Raw genomic sequence first — 21283 nt, forward strand, 5'->3', positions numbered from 1 at the left:
TAACCTGCGGGCATTCGCGTCACCGGGAAATTACGGATGGGCATGGCGCGAACAGCTGCAAAAGATGTGGATGGCGCGCGGCTGAAAGTCCCTCCCGCGGTGTTTTGTCCGACATGACAAAAATGTCAGCGCAAATTGCCCTTGGGCGGCTTGCAGCGCAGAACTGAATGCGGTCCTAGTCGCAGCATTGGATGGAGGGCACAAACCAATGAACTTTCCCTATCTCGTTCGCTTTCAACCGGTTCTCTTGAGCCTGTTTCGTTTCGTCACCGGCCTGCTGCTGTTCCAGTACGGCATCGCCAAGCTGTTCAAGTTTCCGGTGCTTCCCTACTTCGCAAACATCCCGCCGATTATCTACGCAGCCGGTACGCTTGAGCTCGTGCTTGGCGCGCTGCTGATGATCGGCCTGTTCACCCGCCTCGCGGCATTCATCCTCTCGGGTGAGATGGCCTTCGCCTATTTCATGGGGCACATGTTCAAGGGCGAAACGCCGGTGTTCCTGCCGCTGCTCAATGGTGGCACCGCGGCGATCCTGTTCTGCTTCGCCTGCCTCTACCTCTCGGCAGCCGGCGGCGGCTCGGTCAGCGCCGATGCGGCGATAGGCAAGGACTAGCGGCACAACCGGCGGCGCGTTCGCGCGGCGCTGAGGCGTCAGCAATTGATCCGCGAATAAAGAGATGGCACCCGTACATTTGCGGGTGCCATCTCAGCGCGAGCCCAGCACGTTCCAGACGAGGACGAGGACCGCGACCAGCAGCATCGACATGATGAGGCGGTGGACGAATCGGTTCATGTCCGCTCCCACCGGATTCGGTCGGGACTGAAGACCCACACAATCTTTCTCCCAGTTGACTTGCCATGCGCCCACGCGGCGCATTTCCGCATGGATGTTTGCGCATGCAGCTCGCGGACGCCGCTTGCGCGGCAGCCGTCGCACGCGTCCATTCATGATTGGTAAGAATTTCATGCTACCGACGCGAGCAACAATAATCATTCCGTCGAGGCCGTGATGAAGCTGCTGAGTCACCTCAAGATCCGCACCAAGCTCGCCAGCATGGTCTGTCTTTCGGCACTCACGGTCACGGCCATCATCGGGGTGTCGTCCGTGCTCAGCAAGAGCCGCATGCTGGAGGACCGTGTCCAGCAGATGCGGACCGCGGTCGATATGCTCCACAACTTCGCCCAATCACTTGAAGAGGAAGTCGGCGCCGGCAAGCTGACGCAGGCCGAAGCGAAAATCCAGTTCCACCAGCGCGGTCGCCGCATGAGCTTCAATGGCGGCCAAGGCTATCCGGTGGTCTACAACGCCGATACGTCCCTCATCGTCAACGGCGCCAACCAGCAGCTCGAAGGCAAGATCACCGGTGCGAAGGACTCCAATGGCGTCCTGATTGCCGACGCCATTATCAAGGCCGGCGCCGAGACCGCACAGGGTGGCGTGACCTCCTATCTCTATCCCCGTCCCGGGCAGACGGAGCCCGTCCGCAAGACCGTGTTCGCGCGCAAATTCGCGCCCTGGAACGCGACGATCAGCTACGGCCTCTATGTCGACGACATCGACGCCGACGTGCGAGCCTTGACGCTGGAGCTGGGGGCGATCGGCATCGGCCTGATGCTGCTGATGGCGACCCTGTCCTGGCTGATCGCCCGCGACGTGCTCGGCGCGCTCGACCGCCAGAAGAACCGCATGCAGGCCATTTCCGAAGGCGCGATCGACACGGCGGTCGAGGAGACCGGTCGCGGCGACGAGATCGGCCGCATGGCGGAGACCCTCGAAGTGCTCAGGCAGACCGCCTTGACGGCGCGCAAGCTGGAGGCCGAGCAGGTCGCCACCAAGTCCCGCAGCGAACAGGAGAAGCGCGACGCGCTGATCTCGCTTGCCGACCGGTTCGATGCCTCCGTCGGCCAGCTCGTCGGCCTGATGGCCTCGGGCTCCGGCGAGCTGGAGGTCACCGCCAAGTCGATGTCGTCGACCGCGGAAGGGACCAACCGCCGCGCCGCCGTCGTCGGCTCGGCCGCCACCGAAGCCAGCCAGCGCGTCCAGACGGTCGCGGCCGCCGCCGAGGAGCTGTCCTCCTCCATCACCGAGATCAGCCGTCAGGTCGCGCAGTCCGCCGTGGTCACCGGCCGCGCCGTGGACAGCGCGCGCCGCACCGACACCATCGTCCGCGCGCTCTCGGACGGCGCCCAGCAGATCGAGCATGTCGCCGAGCTGATTTCCAGCATCGCGGCGCAGACCAACCTGCTCGCGCTCAACGCCACTATCGAGGCCGCACGCGCCGGTGAAGCCGGCCGCGGCTTTGCTGTCGTCGCTTCGGAGGTGAAGTCGCTGGCGAGCCAGACCGCGGAAGCCACCCGCGAGATCGGCGACAAGATCGCCCAGATCCAGGGCGCGACCAAGGAAGCGGTGGACGCCATCGGCGGCATCACCGCCACCATCGAAGAGGTCAGCCGGATCGCCACCTCGATCGGCGCCGCGATCGAGGAGCAAGGCGCCGCCACCGCCGAGATCGCCCGCAGTGTCTCGCAGACGGCCGAGGCGACCCAGGAGGTCACCACCAATATCGGCGGCGTCAGCACGGCAGCGAACGAGACCGGCAATGCCGCAGGCATGGTGCTCGCCGCAGCCTCGAACCTCTCCAAGCAGGCAGAGCAGCTCTCTGGCGAAGTCGGGACCTTCCTGGCAGGCGTGCGCGCGGCGTAAGGCGGCGCACGGGCCTCGTGGTTCGAGACGCCCGCTCCGCGGGCTCCTCACCATGAGGATCCAAGATTTATCCGTGGAACAGGACCTCATCCTGAGGAGCCCGCGGAGCGGGCGTCTCGAAGGATGGCCGCGCGCAAACCACCATCCGCATTCATTCTCGGAGACGTGAAGGGCGTAGCTCGCCGCTATCGCCGCGCGAGGGTGCAGCCGCTCGAGAGCTGGCGCGTCGTTCCGGTCGAGCCATCGCTCGACTGCGACGGAAATTCCTCGAACGGCGAGTTCTGTTTGCCGGTGTTGAATTCGAAGATCTTGCGGAACAGACCGGGCGCCATCGCCGAAATCGGATTGACGCGCATCACGGGTGCGGCCGGCGTGCCGACGACCTCGTAGGTCACGCCGATCAATCCTTCATTGTTGCCGCCGCCGAGGAAGATGCCGAACAACGGGATCTGGCCGAAGATGTTGTTGACGCCATACATCGGCACGAAGGTGCCGCTCATGCAGACCTGATTGCCGGGAAAGTCGATTGAGCCCTCGATGGTGGCGCCGATCATGGGGCCCTTGACCACGCCATCCCGAATCGTGAGCGCGCCGTTCTGCCGCGTGAACTCCGCGCGCAACGCCGTGAAGGCCACGCCGCTCTGCGCGCCGTTGGGAGCGCCCGCCGCGACGCGATCGAGTTGATCCATGCCCTTGACCGAGAAGTCGCGCACGTTGATCAGGCCTTCCCGCGTCGTAGGCTCTGACGTCGGCGGCTCCATGGCCACCACCATCTGGCCGCCGAAGACCTTGTTGGTGGTGTCTGTGAAGCGCAGGAAGTTGCCGGCATCGCTGGTCTGGAGATAGATCACCTCGCGGTTGCCCTGGGCGCGGCCGCCGCGCAAATCGGCGGCCACAGGCGTGTCTTTTCCGATCCTGCCGCTCAGCGTGAAGGCTTTGACCGCGCCATTGCGCCGCGACATCTTGGCCTCGACGCTGCGCATCGCCTCGCCGTTGAACCCCATGACGGCGCCGAGCTTCACGTCCATGTCGAAATCGACGTTCTTCGTCTTGCTCTTGGCATCGTCCTTGGAATTGCCGGAGATTGCCGACTTCAGGAAGCCGCGGCCGTCGAATACGTCGCCGCGCATCGTGCCCTTCAGCACGCCCTCCTGGCTGCGCTCCACCTTCAGCGACGCCTTGTCGCCGTCGGACGGCGCGTAGGTCGGGAAGTTCGCGTTCATGAGATCGCCATTGGCATCGACCTCGAGAGCCCCCCTGATCGAGGCGCCGCCGCCTTCGATGACGATGTCCTCCAGGCGCGTCGATTGCGCCGTCGGCACCACCTTGAAGCTGGCCTTGCCCGCTCTGCCCGGCAGCTTGACCCAGCCGGGCAGGATGTTGTCGAGCTTGACCGAGGTCAGGTCGGCCTCGATGCCGAGCTTCGTCGTCTGGTCGGGTCCCCCGGCGATCTTGCCTGACAGCTTGATCGGCACCGATCCGCTGACGGCGGGGCCCAGATCGAACCCGAGGCGCGCGCGGCTCGCATCGTCCAGCGTGGTCTGCAATTTGACGTCCGCATCGCCCTCGGCCGGCTTGCGATAATCGAGCGAGGCCGCCTGCCCGTTGATCTTGACGTCGCCCTTGACCTGATAGCCCTGGTTGCTCGCGACGATCTTGAGGTTGTTGGCCTCCAGCTTCTGGTTCATCACCAGCTTGTCGGCACCAAAACCGTTGAGATCGGCGGTAACGCTGTAGGTAGTGTCGGCTTTGGTCAGCTCGCCCTTGACCGGCAGCCCAAGCTGGACGTTCGCCAAGAACGTCCCCTTGCTCGTATTGGGATCGATGACGGTCGACGACAGATCGCTCAGGCGATCGTTGGAAAGCATTTCGGCGGCAGCAGGCACCGGGCCTTCGACACGGAACCTGGTCCGCGACGGCGACGGCTTGGGCGCCATATCGGGCACCTCGAAGACGAAGTCGGAAATCGTGATCTTGCGGCCCGCTGGCGTATCGGCGATGCCCTGCCCGATATTCACGGTCGCGGTGCGGCCGGTCACGCGCGCCTTCAAATCTGCATCGTGCACCACCGGCAGGCCATCGACGGGGCGAACCGTGACACCGCTCGCCACGATGTTGACCGACAGACCGTCGTCGGGAATGGGGGGCCCCTTGCGCGGAAGATTCTTCGTCGGCGAATTAACGCCGATCTCGATGCGCTGGAGCGTTCCACGCTCGATCCGCTCGATCACCCATTCGCGCAACTCGGGAACCACAAGCGTCGGCCACATCCGCTTGAGCGCGGAGGCTGACATCGGCGTTCCCGCAAAGCCCAGCGTCAGCCGCGGCTCGCCCGAATAGTCGATAGCGCCGGTGCCGGCGACGCCGACCTCTCCGTTGGAGATATCGGCCTGCGTCAACAGCAGCCTCTTGTGGTCGGTATCGAAGCGGAAGCCGATCGCAATACGGTTGAAGACCAGGGGCGGTTCGTTGTCGATGCCGCCGAGCAGGATCGAACCGCCGCTGAAACCGAGCTGCCAGTCGTTGACGGTGCCGTTGGGCGGCTCGACATGAGCCAGAAGCGTCAGGCGGTTCGCACCCGAGAGGATCTTGAACGGAGCCACCAACACGCGCCGATTGGCGTCCCACTCGACATTGATCTCGGCCGAGTCGATCGCCATCGGATAGTCGGGCGTATCGGTGTCGATGATGTTGCCCGCACCCACCGTGATCTTGCCGCGAAAGAAGGTCGGCACGCCGTCGCGGCCGAGCTCGCCCTTGAGCTCGCCGGTCAGCGGCAGGTCGGCGGTGTAGGTGAGGTCCTTCACCCGCAGCGCCAGCAGGATGTTGGCGGTCGAGACCTTGTCGGCGCGGATATCGACCGAGCGCACGCCGTTCTCGGTGGGTCCGATCGTGGCACGCAGCGACCACGGACGCGCGCCCTCCTCGCCGAGGCTGAGCGCGACGCCGCCATGGCTCGGCCGGCGCAGGCTGAGCGTGATGTTCTCGAATGTCCATTTGCTGCCGCGCTGCTGGTCGTCGACGATCAGATTGCCGTTCTTCAGACCGATCTCATTGAGGTTCTGGCCGTCGAGGCCGGTCATGCTCAGACTGTCGAGCCAGTCGAGGCCCTGAAGAATGCCGGTCGGGGCCGTGACCTGGGTCGCGGCTTGCGATGTGTCGGGGGTCGCAGGCTCGGTTGCGAATGGCGGCGGTGGGACACCGTTGCGCGGGAAAGTCGGCGGCAGCCCCGCGTCCTTCTTGGAGGCGACGCCGGTGGCGAGCGGCTTTGCGGTGTCGCCAGCCGACACTGTGACCGTCCCGTCAGGCGCGATCCGGATCGCGAGCTCGGCATCGACGAGGTTGAGGCTTTCGGCGCGCAGATGCCCCATCAGCAGGCCTGCACCCGACAGCTTCACCTCGGCCTTCGGTGCGGTGGCGACAATGACGTGATCGTGGTCGCGCACGACGATATCACGGATACGCACGGCGATGCGGATCCGCCCGGCCCGTTCGATCTGCGTGCCGCCGACCTCCACGGTGTTGCCGTGACCGATATTGTCCTCGATCGCGGCGGCGAGCCACGGCGTCGCAATGTCGAGATTGATGGGACCGGCACCGAGCCGCCACCACAGTGCGCCGAAACAGCCGACGAAGATGACAACCAGGGCACCGACGACCACGGCCACGCGCTTCAGCCAGCGACCGCCGCCCATCCAGCGGCGCAGCGGCCCAAACCCGTCAGCGAACCGATGGAAGCCCGAATTGGAACGCGACAACAGCCGGCGCGCTCGATGGCCCGCCGCCGCTTCCTGATCCGGATCCCAATCGGCGTCGTCCCATTGCTGCTGCTCTGGTTGGCTGCCGCGCCGATCCAAATCCCGATTGTAATCCTGGGGCGACGTATTCCTTGCCATTGCCTCTCGATACAGGCGCCCGTCGTGGGATTGAGCGCCGCCGGGGCCGCAGCCGTCGACGGGAAGCGAAGCTCCCTGCGCCGGCATTGCCGCCATACCTCGAATATTCCTTCTGTTCGTCATGTCGCCCCGGGAGCGCGTTCAACGAGCAGTGGGGTGGTGCGTGGAATTCCTTGTAACCAGACTCCGGCGTCGTCAGACTCGCCCAGCCGAGGGCACGATTCCGGTAGACCGGAAGAGGGCTGCAATACCGCTTTGGTTGACCCGCCGAAAGCGACGAAAGGAAGGCGTATGTCCAAGAAATCCCGAAAGAAATCGTCCAAAACGCCCTCCGGCAGTCCGACGGCTAAAAAGACGCCCGTGAAAGCGCGGGCTGCGACTCAAACCAAGTCCGCGAAAACACAGCGGACACCGGCGAGCAAATCAACTGGGACCATAGCAAAGACAGCATCGCATAAGGCCGCATCGAAACGGTTAAATTCTTCCAAATCGGCGTCCGCGCCCGAAACGGCGGCGAAGGCCGGCTTGGCCGAGGGGCAGAAGGCTCCCGCCTTCCGCCTGCCCCGCGACGGTGGCGGTGTCGTCGCGCTGTCGGATTATACCGGCCAGAAGCTGGTCCTGTTCTTCTACCCCCGCGCCGACACGCCGGGCTGCACCAGGGAGGCCATCGATTTCACCCGGCTGACCGGCGCCTTCGCCACGGCTGGCACCGCCGTGCTCGGTATCTCCGCTGATCCAGTCAAGGCTCAGGACAAGTTCCGCGACAAGCATGGTCTCGGAGTGCCCCTCATCTCGGACGAGACACACGAGATGCTGGAAGCCTACGGCGTCTGGGGCGAAAAGTCCATGTATGGCAAGAGCTTCCTGGGAGTTCTTCGTACCACGATGCTGCTTGGCGCCGACGGCAAGATCGCCCGGATCTGGCGCAATGTCCGGGTCGACGGCCACGCCGACGAGGTGCTGGAGGCCGCAAGAAGCCTTTAACCAATCCTTTAAATTCAAGCGGTTCCGTTTCCGGAAAATTAACCATGACTGGCCCAGATTGCCGCGGCAATTAGGCCGTACGGACTCATCCGACCGGCGCGGGAGTGCCGATGTCGAAAAGTTCTGCCCAATTCTCGCAGTACCCCCAACATCACCCCCACGACCACGGACGAGCCTTTCATCGCCGTGCCGCCGCTGTGGCAACAGCGCTTCCCCTTCCGGATACCGACGACGCCTACACCATCGTGCATCACGGCAAGCAGGTTCGCCTGGGACCTGTGGTGTTCTGGATCGTGGTCGGCACCGTCGTGTTGCTCGGGCTCTGGTCCGCCGCAACCGCGACCTATTTCGCCTTCCGCGACGACGTCCTCACCCGGCTGATCGCCCGGCAGGCCGAGATGCAATACGCCTATGAGGACCGCATCGCCGAGCTGCGCGCCAAGGTGGACCGCACCACCAGCCGGCAACTGCTCGACCAGGAGCAGTTCGACCAGAAGCTCGACCAGATCATGAAGCGCCAGACGGCGCTGGAGTCCCGTGCCACGGCGCTCGGGTCCATGCCGGACGTGACCGGATCGATTCCCCGCTCCACCCCGCAGCGTGGCGATGCCAGCCAGACGACGCCAAAACCCTCGCCGATCAGCGACACCGTGATCTTCGTGGCGCCGCCGGATCGCGAAGCGCGGCTCGAATCGCGCGCGCCGATCCTCGCAGCTCCGCCCGTCAATCAGTTCGCCAAGAATCAAGGGTTCGACAACGTCGTCGTTCGGCTCACGACCTCGCTTGACCAGGTCGAGCGTCGCCAGATGGCGGCGCTCAACGCCGTCGAGGAAGGCATGGACTCACGCATGCGCCGGATGCGCGGCGTCGTCAGCGATCTCGGCCTGAACCTCGCAAATCTCGAAGCCGCCGTGCCGCGCACGGCGATGGGCGGGCCTTTCGTACCCGTAAAACTCACCGCCAGTTCGGGGCCGTTCGAAAAGCAGCTCTATCGCATCAACAGCACCCGCGCCGAGATGGACCGGCTCAATCGCACCCTCGCACTCGTGCCCTATCGCAAGCCCGTCATCGGCGAGGTCGAGTTCACCTCCGGCTTCGGCGTGCGCAGCGATCCGTTCCTCGGCCGGCCCGCGATGCACACCGGGCTCGACTTCCGCGCCGCGAGCGGCGATCCCGTTCGCGTCACCGCCAACGGCAAGGTCGTCTCCGCCGGCTGGTCCGGCGGCTACGGCCGCATGATCGAGGTCGATCACGGCAATGGCCTTGCGACTCGCTACGGCCATCTCTCCGAGATCAACGTCAGGGTCGGCGAGATCGTGAGAATCGGCCAGGTCGTTGGTCTCGTCGGTTCGACCGGCCGTTCCACCGGCCCGCATCTACACTACGAAACCCGGATCGACGGCGAAGCGGTCGATCCGCAGAAATTCCTGCGCGCCGGCGTGCGGCTCAGCGCGGGCTAGGCCCGCGCTTTTCGCATTCTACTGGCCGCGCTCGTGGCCGACCTCTCCTGTGATGACGTCGCCGAACAGCTCCCAGGCCTGCCCGTTGAAGCGCATCAGCTGCATCTGCTCGATCGGGAAATAATCGTCGGCCGAGGTGTTGACCATGATGCCGGGCAGCATCAGGTCGGTGTGGAAATCCTTCAGGTTCGAGGCCTGCTTCATCACGTTGTCACGCGTGAGATTGTCGCCGCACTGCTTCAGCACCTGCGCCATCGCCTCGGCCTGCACGTAGCCGTAAAGATTGTTGGCGTTGGTCTTGTCCCCTTCGGGATAGTACTTGTCCATGAAGGTACGCCACGCGATGACCGCCGGATCTTTGTCCCAGGTCGGGTCGGTCGGATCCTTCAAATATGCGGTCGAGATGATGTCCTTGGAGTAGTCGAGCCCGGCGGGCTTGAGCACCGAGGCGATCGACGTAGCCGTATTGGCGAGGAAGAATTTTGGCTTCCAGCCGAGCTCGCCGACCTTCCGGATCGCCTGTGCCGATCCCTTTGGCGCAGCCCATGAGAAGAAGATGTCGGCGCCGGAATCGTGAAGCGCAACGATTTGCGAGTCGATCGAGGGATCGCTGACCTCATAGGATTTGTCGGCGATGATCATATTGGCCTTGTCGCCGAGCCCATCCTTCAGGCCCTTGAACTGGTCCTTGCCGGCGTCGTCGTTCTGCCGGAACACCGCGATCTTGCTGTTTGGAAAGTTGTCACGGATATATTTTGCGTAGATCCGCCCCTCGCTCTGGTAGTTCGGCTGAAATCCCATGGTCCATGGGAAATTCTTGGGGTCGCCGAACTTGGTGCCGCCGGAGGCGACGAAGAGCTGCGGTACCTTCTTGGCGTTCATGTATTTCATGATCGCGGAGTTCGAAGGCGTGCCGAGCGGCTGGAAGATCAGCAACACCTCGTCGCTCTCGACCAGCTTGCGCGCCTGCTCGATCGCCTTTGGCGGCGAATAGGCGTCGTCATAGCTGATGAAATTGATCTTGCGCCCGTTGATGCCGCCCTGGTCGTTGATCATCTTGAAGAACGCGGCCTCGGTCTTGCCGATCACGCCATAGGACGACGCCGGCCCGCTATAGGGCATGATGTTGCCGAGCTTGATTTCGGTATCGGTGGCGCCGGGATCGTATTTCTTCTGCGCCAGGGCTGGTGTCGTGACGAGCACTCCGGCAACAAGAATGGCGAGGGCAGCAAGGCTTTCGCGACGACCCGGCATCGTTCTCTCCCCTGTTTTGTAGTCTTGTTTTGCCGAGAGTGTCGCAAGGGGAGCGGCGGCTGGCAAGCCGCGCAATATTCCGTGGAGTGAAAGTGTGGACCGGGAACTTGCGCGACGCGACGCGTTTACGACCGCTCGCGCGAACGTGCATCGCCGGCAATATCGGCGACGACCGCGCCGATCACGAGAGCCCCGCCAACGAGCGCATGCACGAGCGGTACCTCCCGAAAGGCAACCCAGATCCAGAACGGCATCAGCGGCGTTTCCAGCGTCGCGACCAGGGAAGCCTGGCTCGACGGCAGAAGGCGCGAGCCGAGCATGTAGAATGTCAGCCCCAGCGCCACCTGAAAGCAGCCGAACATCGCGAGGATCGCGAGGTTGGCGCCGTCGACACGGGCGATGTCGTGCGCGAAAGGAAGGCTGACGAGACTTCCCAGGAAATTCGACAACGCCGCCGCTGCCACCATCGATGTCTCCCGGTAGCGTCGGATCACAACCGTCATAGCCGAGATGGCGAGCACCATGAGGCAGCTCAGCGCCACGCCTCCAACATCAGGCCCGGCTTCGATGCCTCCGACCGTGATGGCAACGCCGGCAAAGGCAACGAGGCTTGCGACCAGGGTACGCCATGTCGCGGCTTCGCCAAGCCACAGCCACGCCAGCGCCGCGGCGACGAACGGCTGCGTGGCGATCAGGACGGCCACGTTCATCACCTTGGTTATCTGAAGCGCAGGGATGAAGGAAACCATGCCAAGCGTGGACAACGAGGCGACGAGCAAGCCGCCGCGCCCCGGCGCCACCAATTGCCGCAGCGCGCCGCGTCCCTGCATCACAACGAGAAACACCGAGATCAGACTGCCGCCGAACAGGCCGCGCCAGAACAGGATGGTCCAGGGATCGAACGGCAACAGACGTGTGAAGAATGGCGCGGTGCTCCAGGCAATGGCGGCGGCGACGACGAGAGCAATGCCGAGACCGCGTTCTGATCGAGGCTGCCCCATGTGATACGGCCAGTTAGGACGGCTTCTTCGGCCGCGACACCAGCTCGATCATCTTGCCTTCATCGTCGTCAGGCATCGCAGCCTTCGCCTGCGCGTAGGCCTCGACGGCGGCGCGCGCGACCAACGGCTTGTCGGCCAGCAGGCTCTCGGCGAGCTTCACTGCGTAGGCGGCATCTTTGTGCCGCAGCGCCGCCGTGAACGTTGCGCCGGAAAAATCGCGGGCGACCATGCGCTTGGAGTGGCGCTGCACCTGCGGGCTTGCGGCGACGCCCGCCTGAATTGATTCCAGCACCAGATTCATGTCGAGCCCGGCCTGCTCGGCGATGGCGAGTCCCTCGGCGAGGCCGGCGATCTGGATCGCGCCCATCAGATTATTGATCAGCTTGTAGACGGTGCCGGCACCGACCGCGCCGAAATGGCGGATGGTCGAGCCGATCGGTGTCAGATAGGGCCGCGCGCGTTCGAGATCGGCGGGATCGGCGCCAACGAGCAGCGTCAGCTTTCCGCTCGCTGCCGCATCCGGCAATCCCGTCACGGGGCAATCGATATAGATTAGCCCGCGCGCATTCATTTCGCGGCCCATCTCGCGGGCGTGGTCATAGGAAACGGTGGAGCATTCGATCGCGATGGTGCCTGATTTCGCCGTCTTGGCTGCGCCCTCGGGCCCGAGCCAGACCGCGCGCGAGGCCTCGTCATCGGCGACCATCGTCACGACCGCGTCGGCGTCGATCGCCGCGTCCTCAGGCGAGGTCGCCCACAGCGCGCCGCGCGCGATCAGGTCTTCCGCTTTTGTTTTGCTGCGATTCCAAACCGTCACCGTGAAGCCGGCATCGAGATAGCGGCCGGCCATGCCATGGCCCATCCGCCCAAGCCCGATGAAGGCGATCCGGGGCATCAGTCGACGTCCTCGATGTCGGCGCCGGGAGTGCCGAAGGCGCGCTGCGCCAGGGTCGCGGCCATGAAGTCGTCGAGATCACCACCGAGCACGCCTGATGTATCGGAGGTCTGCACACCGGTGCGCAGATCCTTCACCATCTGGTAGGGCTGGAGCACGTAGGAGCGGATCTGGTGGCCCCAGCCGATGTCGGTCTTGGCGGCCTGGTCGGCGGCGGCCTTCTCTTCACGCCGCTTCAGCTCGATCTGGTAAAGCCGTGCGCGCAGCATGTCCCAGGCCTGCGCCTTGTTCTTGTGCTGCGAGCGGCCGGCCTGGCAGACCACCGCGACGCCGGTCGGAATGTGTGTCAGCCGTACCGCGGACTCGGTCTTGTTGACGTGCTGGCCGCCGGCGCCGCCTGAGCGCATGGTGTCGACGCGGACGTCGGATTCCTTGATGTCGATCTTGATGGTGTCGTCGATCACCGGAAACACAGCGACGGACGAGAACGAGGTGTGCCGCCGCGCGTTGGAATCGAATGGCGAGATCCGCACCAGGCGGTGCACGCCCGCCTCGGTCTTGAGCCAGCCATAGGCATTGTGGCCGGAGACCTGGATCGTCGCGGACTTGACGCCGGCCTCTTCGCCCTCGGACTCTTCCAGCACCTCGACCTTGAAGCCGTGGGTTTCGGCCCAGCGCGAGTACATGCGGAGCAGCATCTGCGCCCAGTCCTGGCTCTCGGTGCCACCGGCGCCGGCATGCACTTCGAGATAGGAATCGAAACCGTCGGCCTCTCCCGACAGCAGCGCCTCGAGCTCGCGCCGGGCGACTTCCTTCTTGAGGCTCTTCAGTGCGGCTTCGGCTTCCTTGACGACGCCCTCATCGCCCTCGGCTTCGCCGAGCTCGATCATGCCGATGTCGTCTTCGAGCTCCTGCTCGACCTTACCGATGCCGGAGAGCGAGTCCTCAAGCGAGGTGCGCTCTTGCATCAATTTCTGGGCTTTCTGGGGATCGTTCCAGAGGTTGGGATCTTCTGCGAGCTTGTTCAGCTCAGCGAGGCGCGCCGTCGATTTCTCGACGTCAAAGATGCCTCCTCAGCAGCCCGACCGACTGCTTGATCTCTTCTACCAACCGTTCGATTTCGGCGCGCATGTGGTTCTCTGGTCTCGCGGAATTGTTCCGCGTCTAATGACAACGGGATGTAGCGGCGGCGGCTGAAAAGCGCAACCGCCGCGGCGACGAACGTCTGTCTTGTCCTAAGCCTTAGTACAGCCCGCCGGTGCCCGGCCGCATGAAGAAACCGGAATCCGGCTGCTGCTGCTGCGACGCCGGCATCCGGCCGTCGGCATCGGCAACGCCGATGACCGAATAATTATCCGGCGGCGCCGTGCCCGGCTTGAAGGCTTCGAGGATGGTTCCGCCGGTCTCGCCCGGACCGGCGCGCATGCCGGTCTTGGCGACGACGCGCACCAGCTTGATGCCGGCCGGCACCTTGAATGGGACCGCGGGCTTGTCGGCGAGCGCGAGCTGGAGGAAGTCGCGTGCGATGGGAGCTGCGAGATGACCGCCGGTCGCGGCGTTACCCTTGCCGAGCGGACGCGGCTTGTCGTAGCCCATGTAGATGGCGACGGCGACGTCGGGCGAGAAACCGACGAACCAGGCGTCCTTGGCCTCGTTGGTGGTGCCGGTCTTGCCGGCGATCGGCTTGCCGACCTGCTTGACCACGGTCGCGGTACCGGCCTGGACCACGCCTTCCATCAGCTCGGTGATCTGATAGGCGGTCATGGAATCCAGCACCTGCTCGCGGCGGTCAATCAGCTGCGGCTCGTTCTGGTTCTTCCAACCACCCGGCGCGTCGCAGCCGCGGCATTCGCGCTGGTCGTGCTTGAAGATGGTGTGGCCGTAGCGATCCTGGATGCGGTCGATCAGGGTCGGCTTCACCCGGCGGCCACCATTGGCGAGCATCGAATAGGCCGTGACCATGCGCATCGCCGTGGTCTCGCCGGCGCCGAGCGCGTAGGACAGATAGTTCGGCAGTTCGTCATAGACGCCAAAGCGGCGGGCATATTCGCCGATCAGGGGCATGCCGATGTCCTGGGCGAGGCGCACCGTCACCGTGTTGAGCGACTGCCGCAGCGCGTTGCGCAGCGTCACCGGCCCCTGGAACTTGCCCGAGGAGAAGTTTTCAGGCCGCCACACGCCCGCGCCCTGGCCTTGGTCGATTTCGATCGGGGCGTCGAGCACGACAGTCGAAGGCGTATAGCCGTTGTCGAGCGCGGCCGAGTAGACGATCGGCTTGAACGACGAACCGGGCTGCCGATAGGCCTGCGTGGCGCGGTTGAATTGGCTCTGGTCGAACGAGAAGCCGCCGACCATCGCCAGCACGCGACCGGTCCAGGGGTCCATCACCACCATCGCGCCGGACACTTCGGGGATCTGGCGCAGCCGGTACTGACCTTCGACGGGCTGGGCGTCCTTGTACAGCGGATCGGCGTAGATCACGTCGCCGGGCTGGAGCACCTGCGACACTGCGCTTGCCGCCCTACCCTTCGCTGCCCCGGAGGCCGCTCTTGCCCATTTGATGCCGTCGAGCGTGATGAGGCCGGTCTCGCGCTGCTTGCTGATGGCGCCGCCGAGCTCGCGGCTCGGCTGGAAGCCGATGCGCGCCGACTGATCGCTGGTCTCCAGCACCACGGCCATGCGCCATGGCGAGATATCGGAAAGAGACTTGATCTCGGCGAGCTTCACGCCCCAGTCGCCCGAAATGTCGAGCTTGCTGATGGCGCCGCGATAGCCCTGCTGCTCGTCATAGTTGACGAGACCGGCGACCATGGTCTTGCGCGCCATGACCTGAATCTTGGGATCGAGCGTAGTGCGGACCGAGAGGCCGCCCTCGTAAAGTTTCTTCTCGCCATAGCGCTCGAAGATGTCGCGGCGCACTTCCTCGGCGAAATATTCGCCGGCGAAGGTGTGGGCGCCATTGGAGCGGCTGGTAACGACCAGCGGCTCCTTGCGCGCCTTGTCGGCGTCGGCCTGCTTGACCCAGCCGTTCTCAACGAGACGATCGATCACGTAGTTACGGCGCTCGATGGCGCGGTCGCGGTTGCGGACGGGATGCAGCGTCGCAGGCATCTTCGGCAGCGCCGCGAGATAGGACGCTTCCGCCACCGTCAGCTCGTTCACTGATTTGTCGAAATAAACCAGCGACGCAGCGGCGATTCCGTAGGCGCCGAGACCCAGATAGATTTCATTCAGATACAGCTCGAGGATCTTGTCCTTCGAGTAGGTCTTCTCGATCCGCATGGCCAGCAAGGCTTCCTTGATCTTGCGCGCGAAGGAGACCTCGTTGGTCAGAAGGAAGTTCTTGGCGACCTGCTGGGTGATCGTCGAAGCGCCCTGCGGCCGGCGGTTGGAGCCGTAGTTTTGGATGTAGACCACGCCGGCGCGCGCCATGCCGGTGTAGTCGATGCCGCCATGCTCGTAGAAATTCTTGTCCTCGGCCGCGAGGAAGGCGTTGATCACGAGTTTCGGCACCGCCTGGATCGGCAGGTACAGCCGCCGCTCCTTGGCGTATTCGCCGAGCAGCGAGCCGTCGGTCGCGTGCACGCGGGTCATCACCGGCGGCTCGTAATCCTGAAGCTGAGAGTAGTCCGGCAAGTCCTTGGAGAAATGCCAGATCAGGCCTGCGACGGCACCGACCCCGACAAGGAACAACACCGTTCCCGCGGCGAACAGGAAGCCCATGAACCGCACCAGCAAGCGCATTATCTGTTTATCCGTTCAAACTCTGGATCAGCCCAAAGATCAGCCCTGGCGCCCGAAACAGGCGCCAAACCATCGCGAATTCACCGGCCTTACTCAATACTATCAGTGCCGGACCCAAGACGCTTGCCGAGCGGGATTCTCGCCGATTCCGGAACCCCCTGCGGCGTTTTTATAGAGCGCCCGCTGTGGCCAAACTAGGGCTTTTGCGGCGGGACGGAAAATCACTCTCAATTGGATGATCCCGATCGTCAGTTCGGCGATCCCCCGGTCGTCAATTTGACGATCCGGCCGTGGCCATCCGCTTCGCCAAAAACCCGTCGATCGCCTGTGCCATCGAGCCCACGGCACGCGAACGCCATCCCTCGGAGACCAGATGCTCGAGGTCGCCCTTGTTGGAGACATAGCCGATCTCGACCAGGACCGACGGCACGTCGGGCGCCTTCAGCACCCGGAAGCCGGCCGATTTCAGGGGATGCTTGTGCATCCGCACGGTCGACTTCATTTCGCCCATCAACAGGTGGGCAAAACGACTTGAAAAGGTGCGGGTTTCCCGCTGGGTGAGATCGATCAGGATGTCGGCGACATCGGTCGGCTCCTCCGCGAGGTTGAAGCCGGCGATGGCGTCCGCCCGGTTTTCCGCGTCCGCCAGCCGCTGCGCCTCGGCGTCGGAGGCCTTGTCGGACAACGTGTAGATGGTCGCGCCCTGCGCATCGCCCTCGGCGCGCGGCAGCGCGTCGGCATGGATCGAGACGAACAACGCCGCCTTGAGGCTGCGGGCGACTTTGACCCGGTCGTTGAGCGGGATGAAGGTGTCGTCGTCGCGTGTCATCACCACGCGATATTTGCCGGTCTTTTCCAGCCGTTCGCGCAGAGCCAGGCCAAAGGCCAGCACCAGATTCTTCTCGCTCTCGCCGCTCGACTGGGTGCCGTTGTCGATGCCGCCATGGCCGGGATCGATGACGACCACCGCGCGGCCATCGGCCTTCTGCCCGGCTTCAGGATGTGCAGATGCGGGAACCGTCGCGGGCGGCGGATCGGCAATTGCCGGCCGCAGCTCAGGACGGTTTTCCGGAGCCAGCGACGGTACGAAGGCGGTGCGCTCGACCTCCTCCAGTTCGAGCACCAGTCGCGCGGGCTGACCGTTGGCAGCCTCCACCACGTAGGAATTGGCGATCTTGGCCGGGCCCGTCAGGTCGAACACGATTCGGGAGCCGCCGGGCATCACCAGCCCATAGCGGAAGGCCTTGACCAGTCCCCGTCCGCCGGACCCGGTGCCGGCGGGGAGTTGAAAATTGACCTGGGGAACGTCGACCACCACCCGATACGGGTCGGCCAAGGTGACGGCGCGGAAGCTAACGGTCTGGTCGATGTCGAGGACAAAGCGGGTTTGCCTGCCGTCACCGGCCAGCCGGGCGGCCGAGGCCGTCGGGAAATTCGCTGATGCAACAGCGGGTTGAGGCTGACTTTCCGCAGCCTTCAGGCGCGAGGAATCAGCACAGGGCAATGCTGCCGCGCAGAGCAGCACGCATCCCAGCAAGATCCTTTGATTTGCGCGGCTCGCCACCGATTCCGTGCCTCCGAGCAGCCTCTTTAACGCAATAGAACCACAGGGTTAAACGATCCTTAATGACGGACACGCGAAACTCGCTGACTGTGACCGCCGTGCGACGCTCCTTGCACGGATGGCCCAATCCACGTATGTACGGAATGCTGACGGCCGATATTTCCGGTTGTGTCGCATTCAGCCTCCCGGTGCAGCGCCGGAACTCTCAAGGTTTGGGAATTCCAGCGTTTTTCCGTTCCCCTCTAAGTCCAGCGCGGTGCGCGGCAGCAAGGTGGAGCGGGGCAAGCCCCGGCGGCGGACGGTTCCCGGTTACCACCACGTTTCCGGGACGGTTCTGACAGCGGCGCGACCCGTTACCCGGTCCCTTAATCCCAAGGGAGCGGTTCGTAATACCCAAGGCGAGCGCGCTCGCGCCATGCCTGGCCAACAGCAACTGATTGAGGGGCGGCCCCGCCGCCCAATGTTTCATACGGGCCGACGCTTGATGCGCCAGACTGTGCCGACCAATTCTGAAGGACCATTCGCGACGCTGCGGAGTGAAAATTCCGCGCGCCACTTTGGTGCTCCGGCTTCCGGTTCGGCAAGGCGCGAGAGACGGCGTTTCGGCCTTCCCCTCACCCCCGAATCAGGTGGACCGTCGCGTCACCCGGCAGCGCTGATGGCGCCCCCGGTGAATCGCGCCCGCCGCCGCCAAGAGTTAAGACATGCCCAACAAGATGTTGATCGATGCCACCCACCCGGAAGAGACCCGGGTCGTCGTGGTCCGCGGCAATCGCGTCGAAGAGTTTGATTTCGAGACCGCGCAACGCAAGCAACTGCGCGGGAATATCTACCTCGCCAAGGTCACAAGGGTCGAACCCTCGCTCCAGGCCGCTTTCGTCGAATATGGCGGCAACCGCCACGGCTTCCTCGCCTTCAGCGAAATCCATCCCGACTACTACCAGATCCCGGTTGCCGACCGGCAGGCTCTGATCGAAGCCGAAGAGCAGGCCCATCGCGAGGCCGAGGAAGAGAGCGAGAACCGCTCTCAGGGCCGCCGCCGTTCCCGCCACCGCAATTCCCGCCGCCGTAGCCATGGCGAGCGCGTCCGCAGCGAAATCGTCGAAGGCACCGATCCCGCGGCCCGGCAGGTCCAGGGCGAGGCCCTGCCCGAAGGCGCTTCGCACGAGGGCGAGCACCTGCACGCCGGCGCAGAGCATCACGGCGAGCACGAAGGCCACGATCATCACGGCCACGAAGCACATGACCACGAAGGGCATGACCACGACGACCATCATCATGCCCATGGTGACGATCATCACGCCCACGACCATGGCGACCACGATCATCATGGCGAGCACGACCATCACGACCATGATCATGCCGACGAGACACCGGCGCCTGTCGCAGCGATCGGCGCCGAGCCCGCGGTCGCCACCGAAGCCGTTGCCGAGCCGCAGGAGTTTGCCTCCGACCCACACGCCGACGATCTTGCCGAGGCCGTGACGTCGGCTACTGAACCTGCCGACGCCGTATACGCCTCCGGCGAGAATGCGCAGGCTCCGCATCACGAATCCGAAGCGACGGCCGAGGATGACGACGAAGACGAGGACGACGAGGAAGCCGAAGAGGACGTCGTTGAATCCGTCGGCGGCGACGATGTGCTGGAAGAAGTGCCGGAGCGCACCTTCCGTCCCCGCCGCCAATACAAGATCCAGGAAGTCATCAAGCGCCGCCAGGTGATGCTGGTGCAGGTCGTCAAGGAAGAGCGCGGCAACAAGGGCGCGGCGCTGACGACCTACCTCTCGCTCGCCGGCCGCTATGCCGTCTTGATGCCGAACACCGCACGCGGCGGCGGCATCAGCCGCAAGATCACGAGCGCGCAGGACCGTTCGCGCCTGAAGGAAGTGGTGCAGGATCTCGACGTGCCCGAGGGCATGGGGATCATTCTGCGCACCGCGGGTGCCGCCCGCACCAAGCCCGAGATCAAGCGCGATTTCGAGTACCTGATCCGGATGTGGGAGACGGTGCGCGATATGACGCTGAAGTCGCAGGCCCCGACCCTCGTCTACGAGGAAGGCTCGCTGATCAAGCGCTCGCTGCGCGACCTCTACAACAAGGAGATCGACGAGATCTCAGTTGCCGGTGAATCCGGTTACCGTGAAGCGCGCGACTTCATGAAGATGCTGATGCCGGCGAATGTGAGCGCGGTGAAGCAGTATCGTGACGGCCAGCCGCTGTTCTCGCGCATGGGCGTCGAAAGCCAGCTGGATGCGATGTTCTCGCCGACCGTGCAACTGCGCTCCGGCGGCTACATCGTGATCAACCAGACCGAAGCGCTGGTCTCGATCGACGTCAACTCCGGTCGTTCGACGCGCGAGCATCATATCGAGGACACCGCGCTCAAGACCAATCTCGAAGCCTCCGAGGAGGTTGCGCGTCAGCTTCGGTTGCGCGACCTCGCCGGTCTGATCGTCATCGACTTCATCGACATGGACGAGAAGCGCAACAACCGCGCGGTCGAGCGCAAGCTGTCCGATTGCCTCCGGCAGGACCGCGCGCGGATCCAGGTCGGACGCATCTCGCATTTCGGCCTGCTCGAAATGTCGCGCCAGCGCATCCGCGCCAGCGTGCTGGAGTCCTCGACCGATCCCTGCACGCATTGCGGCGGCACCGGCCATGTGCGCTCGGTGTCCTCGGTTGCGCTCCAATTGCTGCGCGGCCTCGAAGAGATCCTGATGAAGGGCGCGACCCACAACCTCGTGGTCCGCACCCGCACCGACGTCGCGCTCTATGTGCTGAACCACAAGCGCGGCCATCTGCGCGACCTCGAGAACGGCTTCAAGGTCACGTTGTCGGTCATCGCCGACCCGAGCGTCAACGGGCCGCAGGCCTATGTCATCGACCGCGGCGAGCAGGTGCATACGCTGGAAGCCGCCAAGGCTCTGCTGGCGGCGCAGGCGGCCGCAAGCCCGCCGCCCCTGGTCGAAGAGGCCTATGAAGACGAGGAATTCGATCCGGAGACCGAATCCGAGGTCGAGACCGAAGAGACCGAAGGTCTCGCCGAGGAGCAAACCGCAGGCGACGCCGCTACCGAGCAGGACGGCCAGCGCCGCAAGCGTCGCCGTCGCCGCCGCGGTCGCGGTGGCCCGCGCGACGAGGAGACGCGCGAGGATGGCGCTCCCGCTCTTGCCGAGACGGCCATGGCGGCCGGCGAAGGCGAAGAGGATGCCGAGGCCGAGCCGGATGGCGAGGAAGGCGAGGAACAGGGAGCCCGTGGCGAGCAGCAGGGCAGCGCCGATCGCCGTCGCCGGCGTGGTCGCCGTGGCGGACGTCGGCGTCGTGGTCCTGGCGAGGAAGGTCTCGCCGGCTCCATCGGCGACGAGCTCGCGGCCAGTGCGCCGTCGGAAGCGACCGATGCAGTCGCCGATTTCGACGGTTTTAGCGGCGAGGCTGCGCCCTCGATCGCGCAGGCCGAGCACACGTCGGAACCTCAGGTCACCCAGCCTGAGCCGCGGGCCGAAGCACGGATTGAGGCAACGGCCAGGCCTGAGCCGGCTCCTGCTGCCGCGGACGAAGAGCACGCCGACGACAAGGCCGCACGACGCCGTTCGACGGTTCGCGAAAAGGTGAGCTTCCTGTCGAGCAGCCAGAGTGAACCGGCACCGGTCACGCAGGCGGCCGAGCCGGTTGCCCCGCCCGCACCGGCTCCGGAGCCCGCGCCCGCAGCGGCAAGCGAAACCTCGGCCGCACCGCGTCGCGCCGGCTGGTGGTCGCGCCGCTTCGGCGGCGGCGAATAGAC

General features: G+C 64.6%; 13 protein-coding genes. 5 read left to right on the forward strand and 8 right to left on the reverse strand.

Annotated elements, in window-relative coordinates; genetic code table 11:
- Nucleotides 1-208 precede the first annotated feature (208 nt).
- On the forward strand, nucleotides 209-613 hold the full coding sequence (locus tag ABIB90_RS10805; protein ID WP_007591572.1) for a DoxX family protein: 405 nt from the start codon (nucleotides 209-211) through the stop codon (nucleotides 611-613).
- A gap of 93 nt (nucleotides 614-706) precedes the next feature.
- Here ABIB90_RS10805 and ABIB90_RS10810 read toward each other — a convergent pair whose 3' ends face one another.
- Entirely contained in the window at nucleotides 707-1027 is a 321-nt protein-coding gene (locus ABIB90_RS10810) for a hypothetical protein (RefSeq protein WP_219682609.1), read from the reverse strand.
- Here ABIB90_RS10810 and ABIB90_RS10815 point away from each other — a divergent pair.
- Nucleotides 1010-2704: a methyl-accepting chemotaxis protein gene (locus ABIB90_RS10815; protein ID WP_354167644.1), complete on the forward strand. Its 1695-nt coding sequence runs from the start codon at nucleotides 1010-1012 to the stop codon at nucleotides 2702-2704. The two genes, ABIB90_RS10810 and ABIB90_RS10815, sit on opposite strands and share 18 nt — an antisense overlap.
- A 185-nt stretch (nucleotides 2705-2889) precedes the next feature.
- Here the strand turns inward: ABIB90_RS10815 and ABIB90_RS10820 are convergent, their stop codons facing one another.
- Nucleotides 2890-6687: a YhdP family protein gene (locus tag ABIB90_RS10820; protein WP_354167788.1), complete on the reverse strand. Its 3798-nt coding sequence runs from the start codon at nucleotides 6685-6687 to the stop codon at nucleotides 2890-2892.
- Between the two features lie 204 nt (nucleotides 6688-6891).
- On the opposite strand from ABIB90_RS10820, the gene ABIB90_RS10825 reads away from it, so the two are divergent.
- Together ABIB90_RS10825 and ABIB90_RS10830 are read left to right on the forward strand one after the other, a co-directional pair.
- Nucleotides 6892-7584 carry a peroxiredoxin gene (locus ABIB90_RS10825; protein ID WP_354128187.1) on the forward strand — a complete coding sequence of 231 codons (693 nt, stop codon included), beginning with the start codon at nucleotides 6892-6894 and terminating at the stop codon, nucleotides 7582-7584.
- Nucleotides 7585-7694: 110 nt separating this feature from the next.
- The gene (locus ABIB90_RS10830) at nucleotides 7695-9044 is read left to right on the forward strand and encodes a M23 family metallopeptidase (RefSeq protein WP_354167641.1); all 1350 of its coding nucleotides are present in this window, start codon (nucleotides 7695-7697) and stop codon (nucleotides 9042-9044) included.
- Nucleotides 9045-9062: 18 nt separating this feature from the next.
- On the opposite strand, the gene ABIB90_RS10835 is transcribed toward ABIB90_RS10830, so the two are convergent.
- The 6 genes from ABIB90_RS10835 to ABIB90_RS10860 all read right to left on the reverse strand — a co-directional run bounded on the left by ABIB90_RS10835 (nucleotide 9063) and on the right by ABIB90_RS10860 (nucleotide 17502).
- Nucleotides 9063-10298, reverse strand: coding sequence for an ABC transporter substrate-binding protein (locus ABIB90_RS10835; RefSeq protein WP_354167638.1), 1236 nt, complete (start codon nucleotides 10296-10298; stop codon nucleotides 9063-9065).
- A gap of 125 nt (nucleotides 10299-10423) precedes the next feature.
- On the reverse strand, nucleotides 10424-11299 hold the full coding sequence (locus ABIB90_RS10840) for a DMT family transporter (RefSeq protein ID WP_354167635.1): 876 nt from the start codon (nucleotides 11297-11299) through the stop codon (nucleotides 10424-10426).
- Between the two features lie 13 nt (nucleotides 11300-11312).
- Entirely contained in the window at nucleotides 11313-12194 is an 882-nt protein-coding gene (locus ABIB90_RS10845; protein WP_007591584.1) for an NAD(P)-dependent oxidoreductase, read from the reverse strand.
- Nucleotides 12194-13325, reverse strand: a protein-coding gene (gene prfB, locus ABIB90_RS10850; RefSeq protein ID WP_354167631.1) for a peptide chain release factor 2 whose coding sequence is annotated in 2 segments (ribosomal slippage) — nucleotides 12194-13255 and nucleotides 13257-13325 — 1131 coding nt in all. Because the reading frame shifts where the segments join, the coding sequence is not laid out codon by codon here. Before prfB ends, ABIB90_RS10845 begins: the two co-directional genes overlap by 1 nt.
- A 111-nt stretch (nucleotides 13326-13436) precedes the next feature.
- A complete protein-coding gene (locus ABIB90_RS10855; RefSeq protein ID WP_354167628.1) occupies nucleotides 13437-15938 on the reverse strand; it encodes a penicillin-binding protein 1A in 2502 nt (833 codons plus the stop codon).
- 271 nt (nucleotides 15939-16209) lie between these two features.
- The gene (locus tag ABIB90_RS10860; protein WP_354167625.1) at nucleotides 16210-17502 is read right to left on the reverse strand and encodes an N-acetylmuramoyl-L-alanine amidase; all 1293 of its coding nucleotides are present in this window, start codon (nucleotides 17500-17502) and stop codon (nucleotides 16210-16212) included.
- Nucleotides 17503-18206: 704 nt separating this feature from the next.
- Here ABIB90_RS10860 and ABIB90_RS10870 point away from each other — a divergent pair.
- The gene (locus ABIB90_RS10870) at nucleotides 18207-21281 is read left to right on the forward strand and encodes an Rne/Rng family ribonuclease (RefSeq protein ID WP_502916954.1); all 3075 of its coding nucleotides are present in this window, start codon (nucleotides 18207-18209) and stop codon (nucleotides 21279-21281) included.
- The last annotated feature ends 2 nt before the right edge of the window (nucleotides 21282-21283 follow it).

The sequence above is a fragment of the Bradyrhizobium sp. JR4.1 genome, from assembly GCF_040548605.1.
GTDB classification, from domain to species: domain Bacteria; phylum Pseudomonadota; class Alphaproteobacteria; order Rhizobiales; family Xanthobacteraceae; genus Bradyrhizobium; species Bradyrhizobium canariense.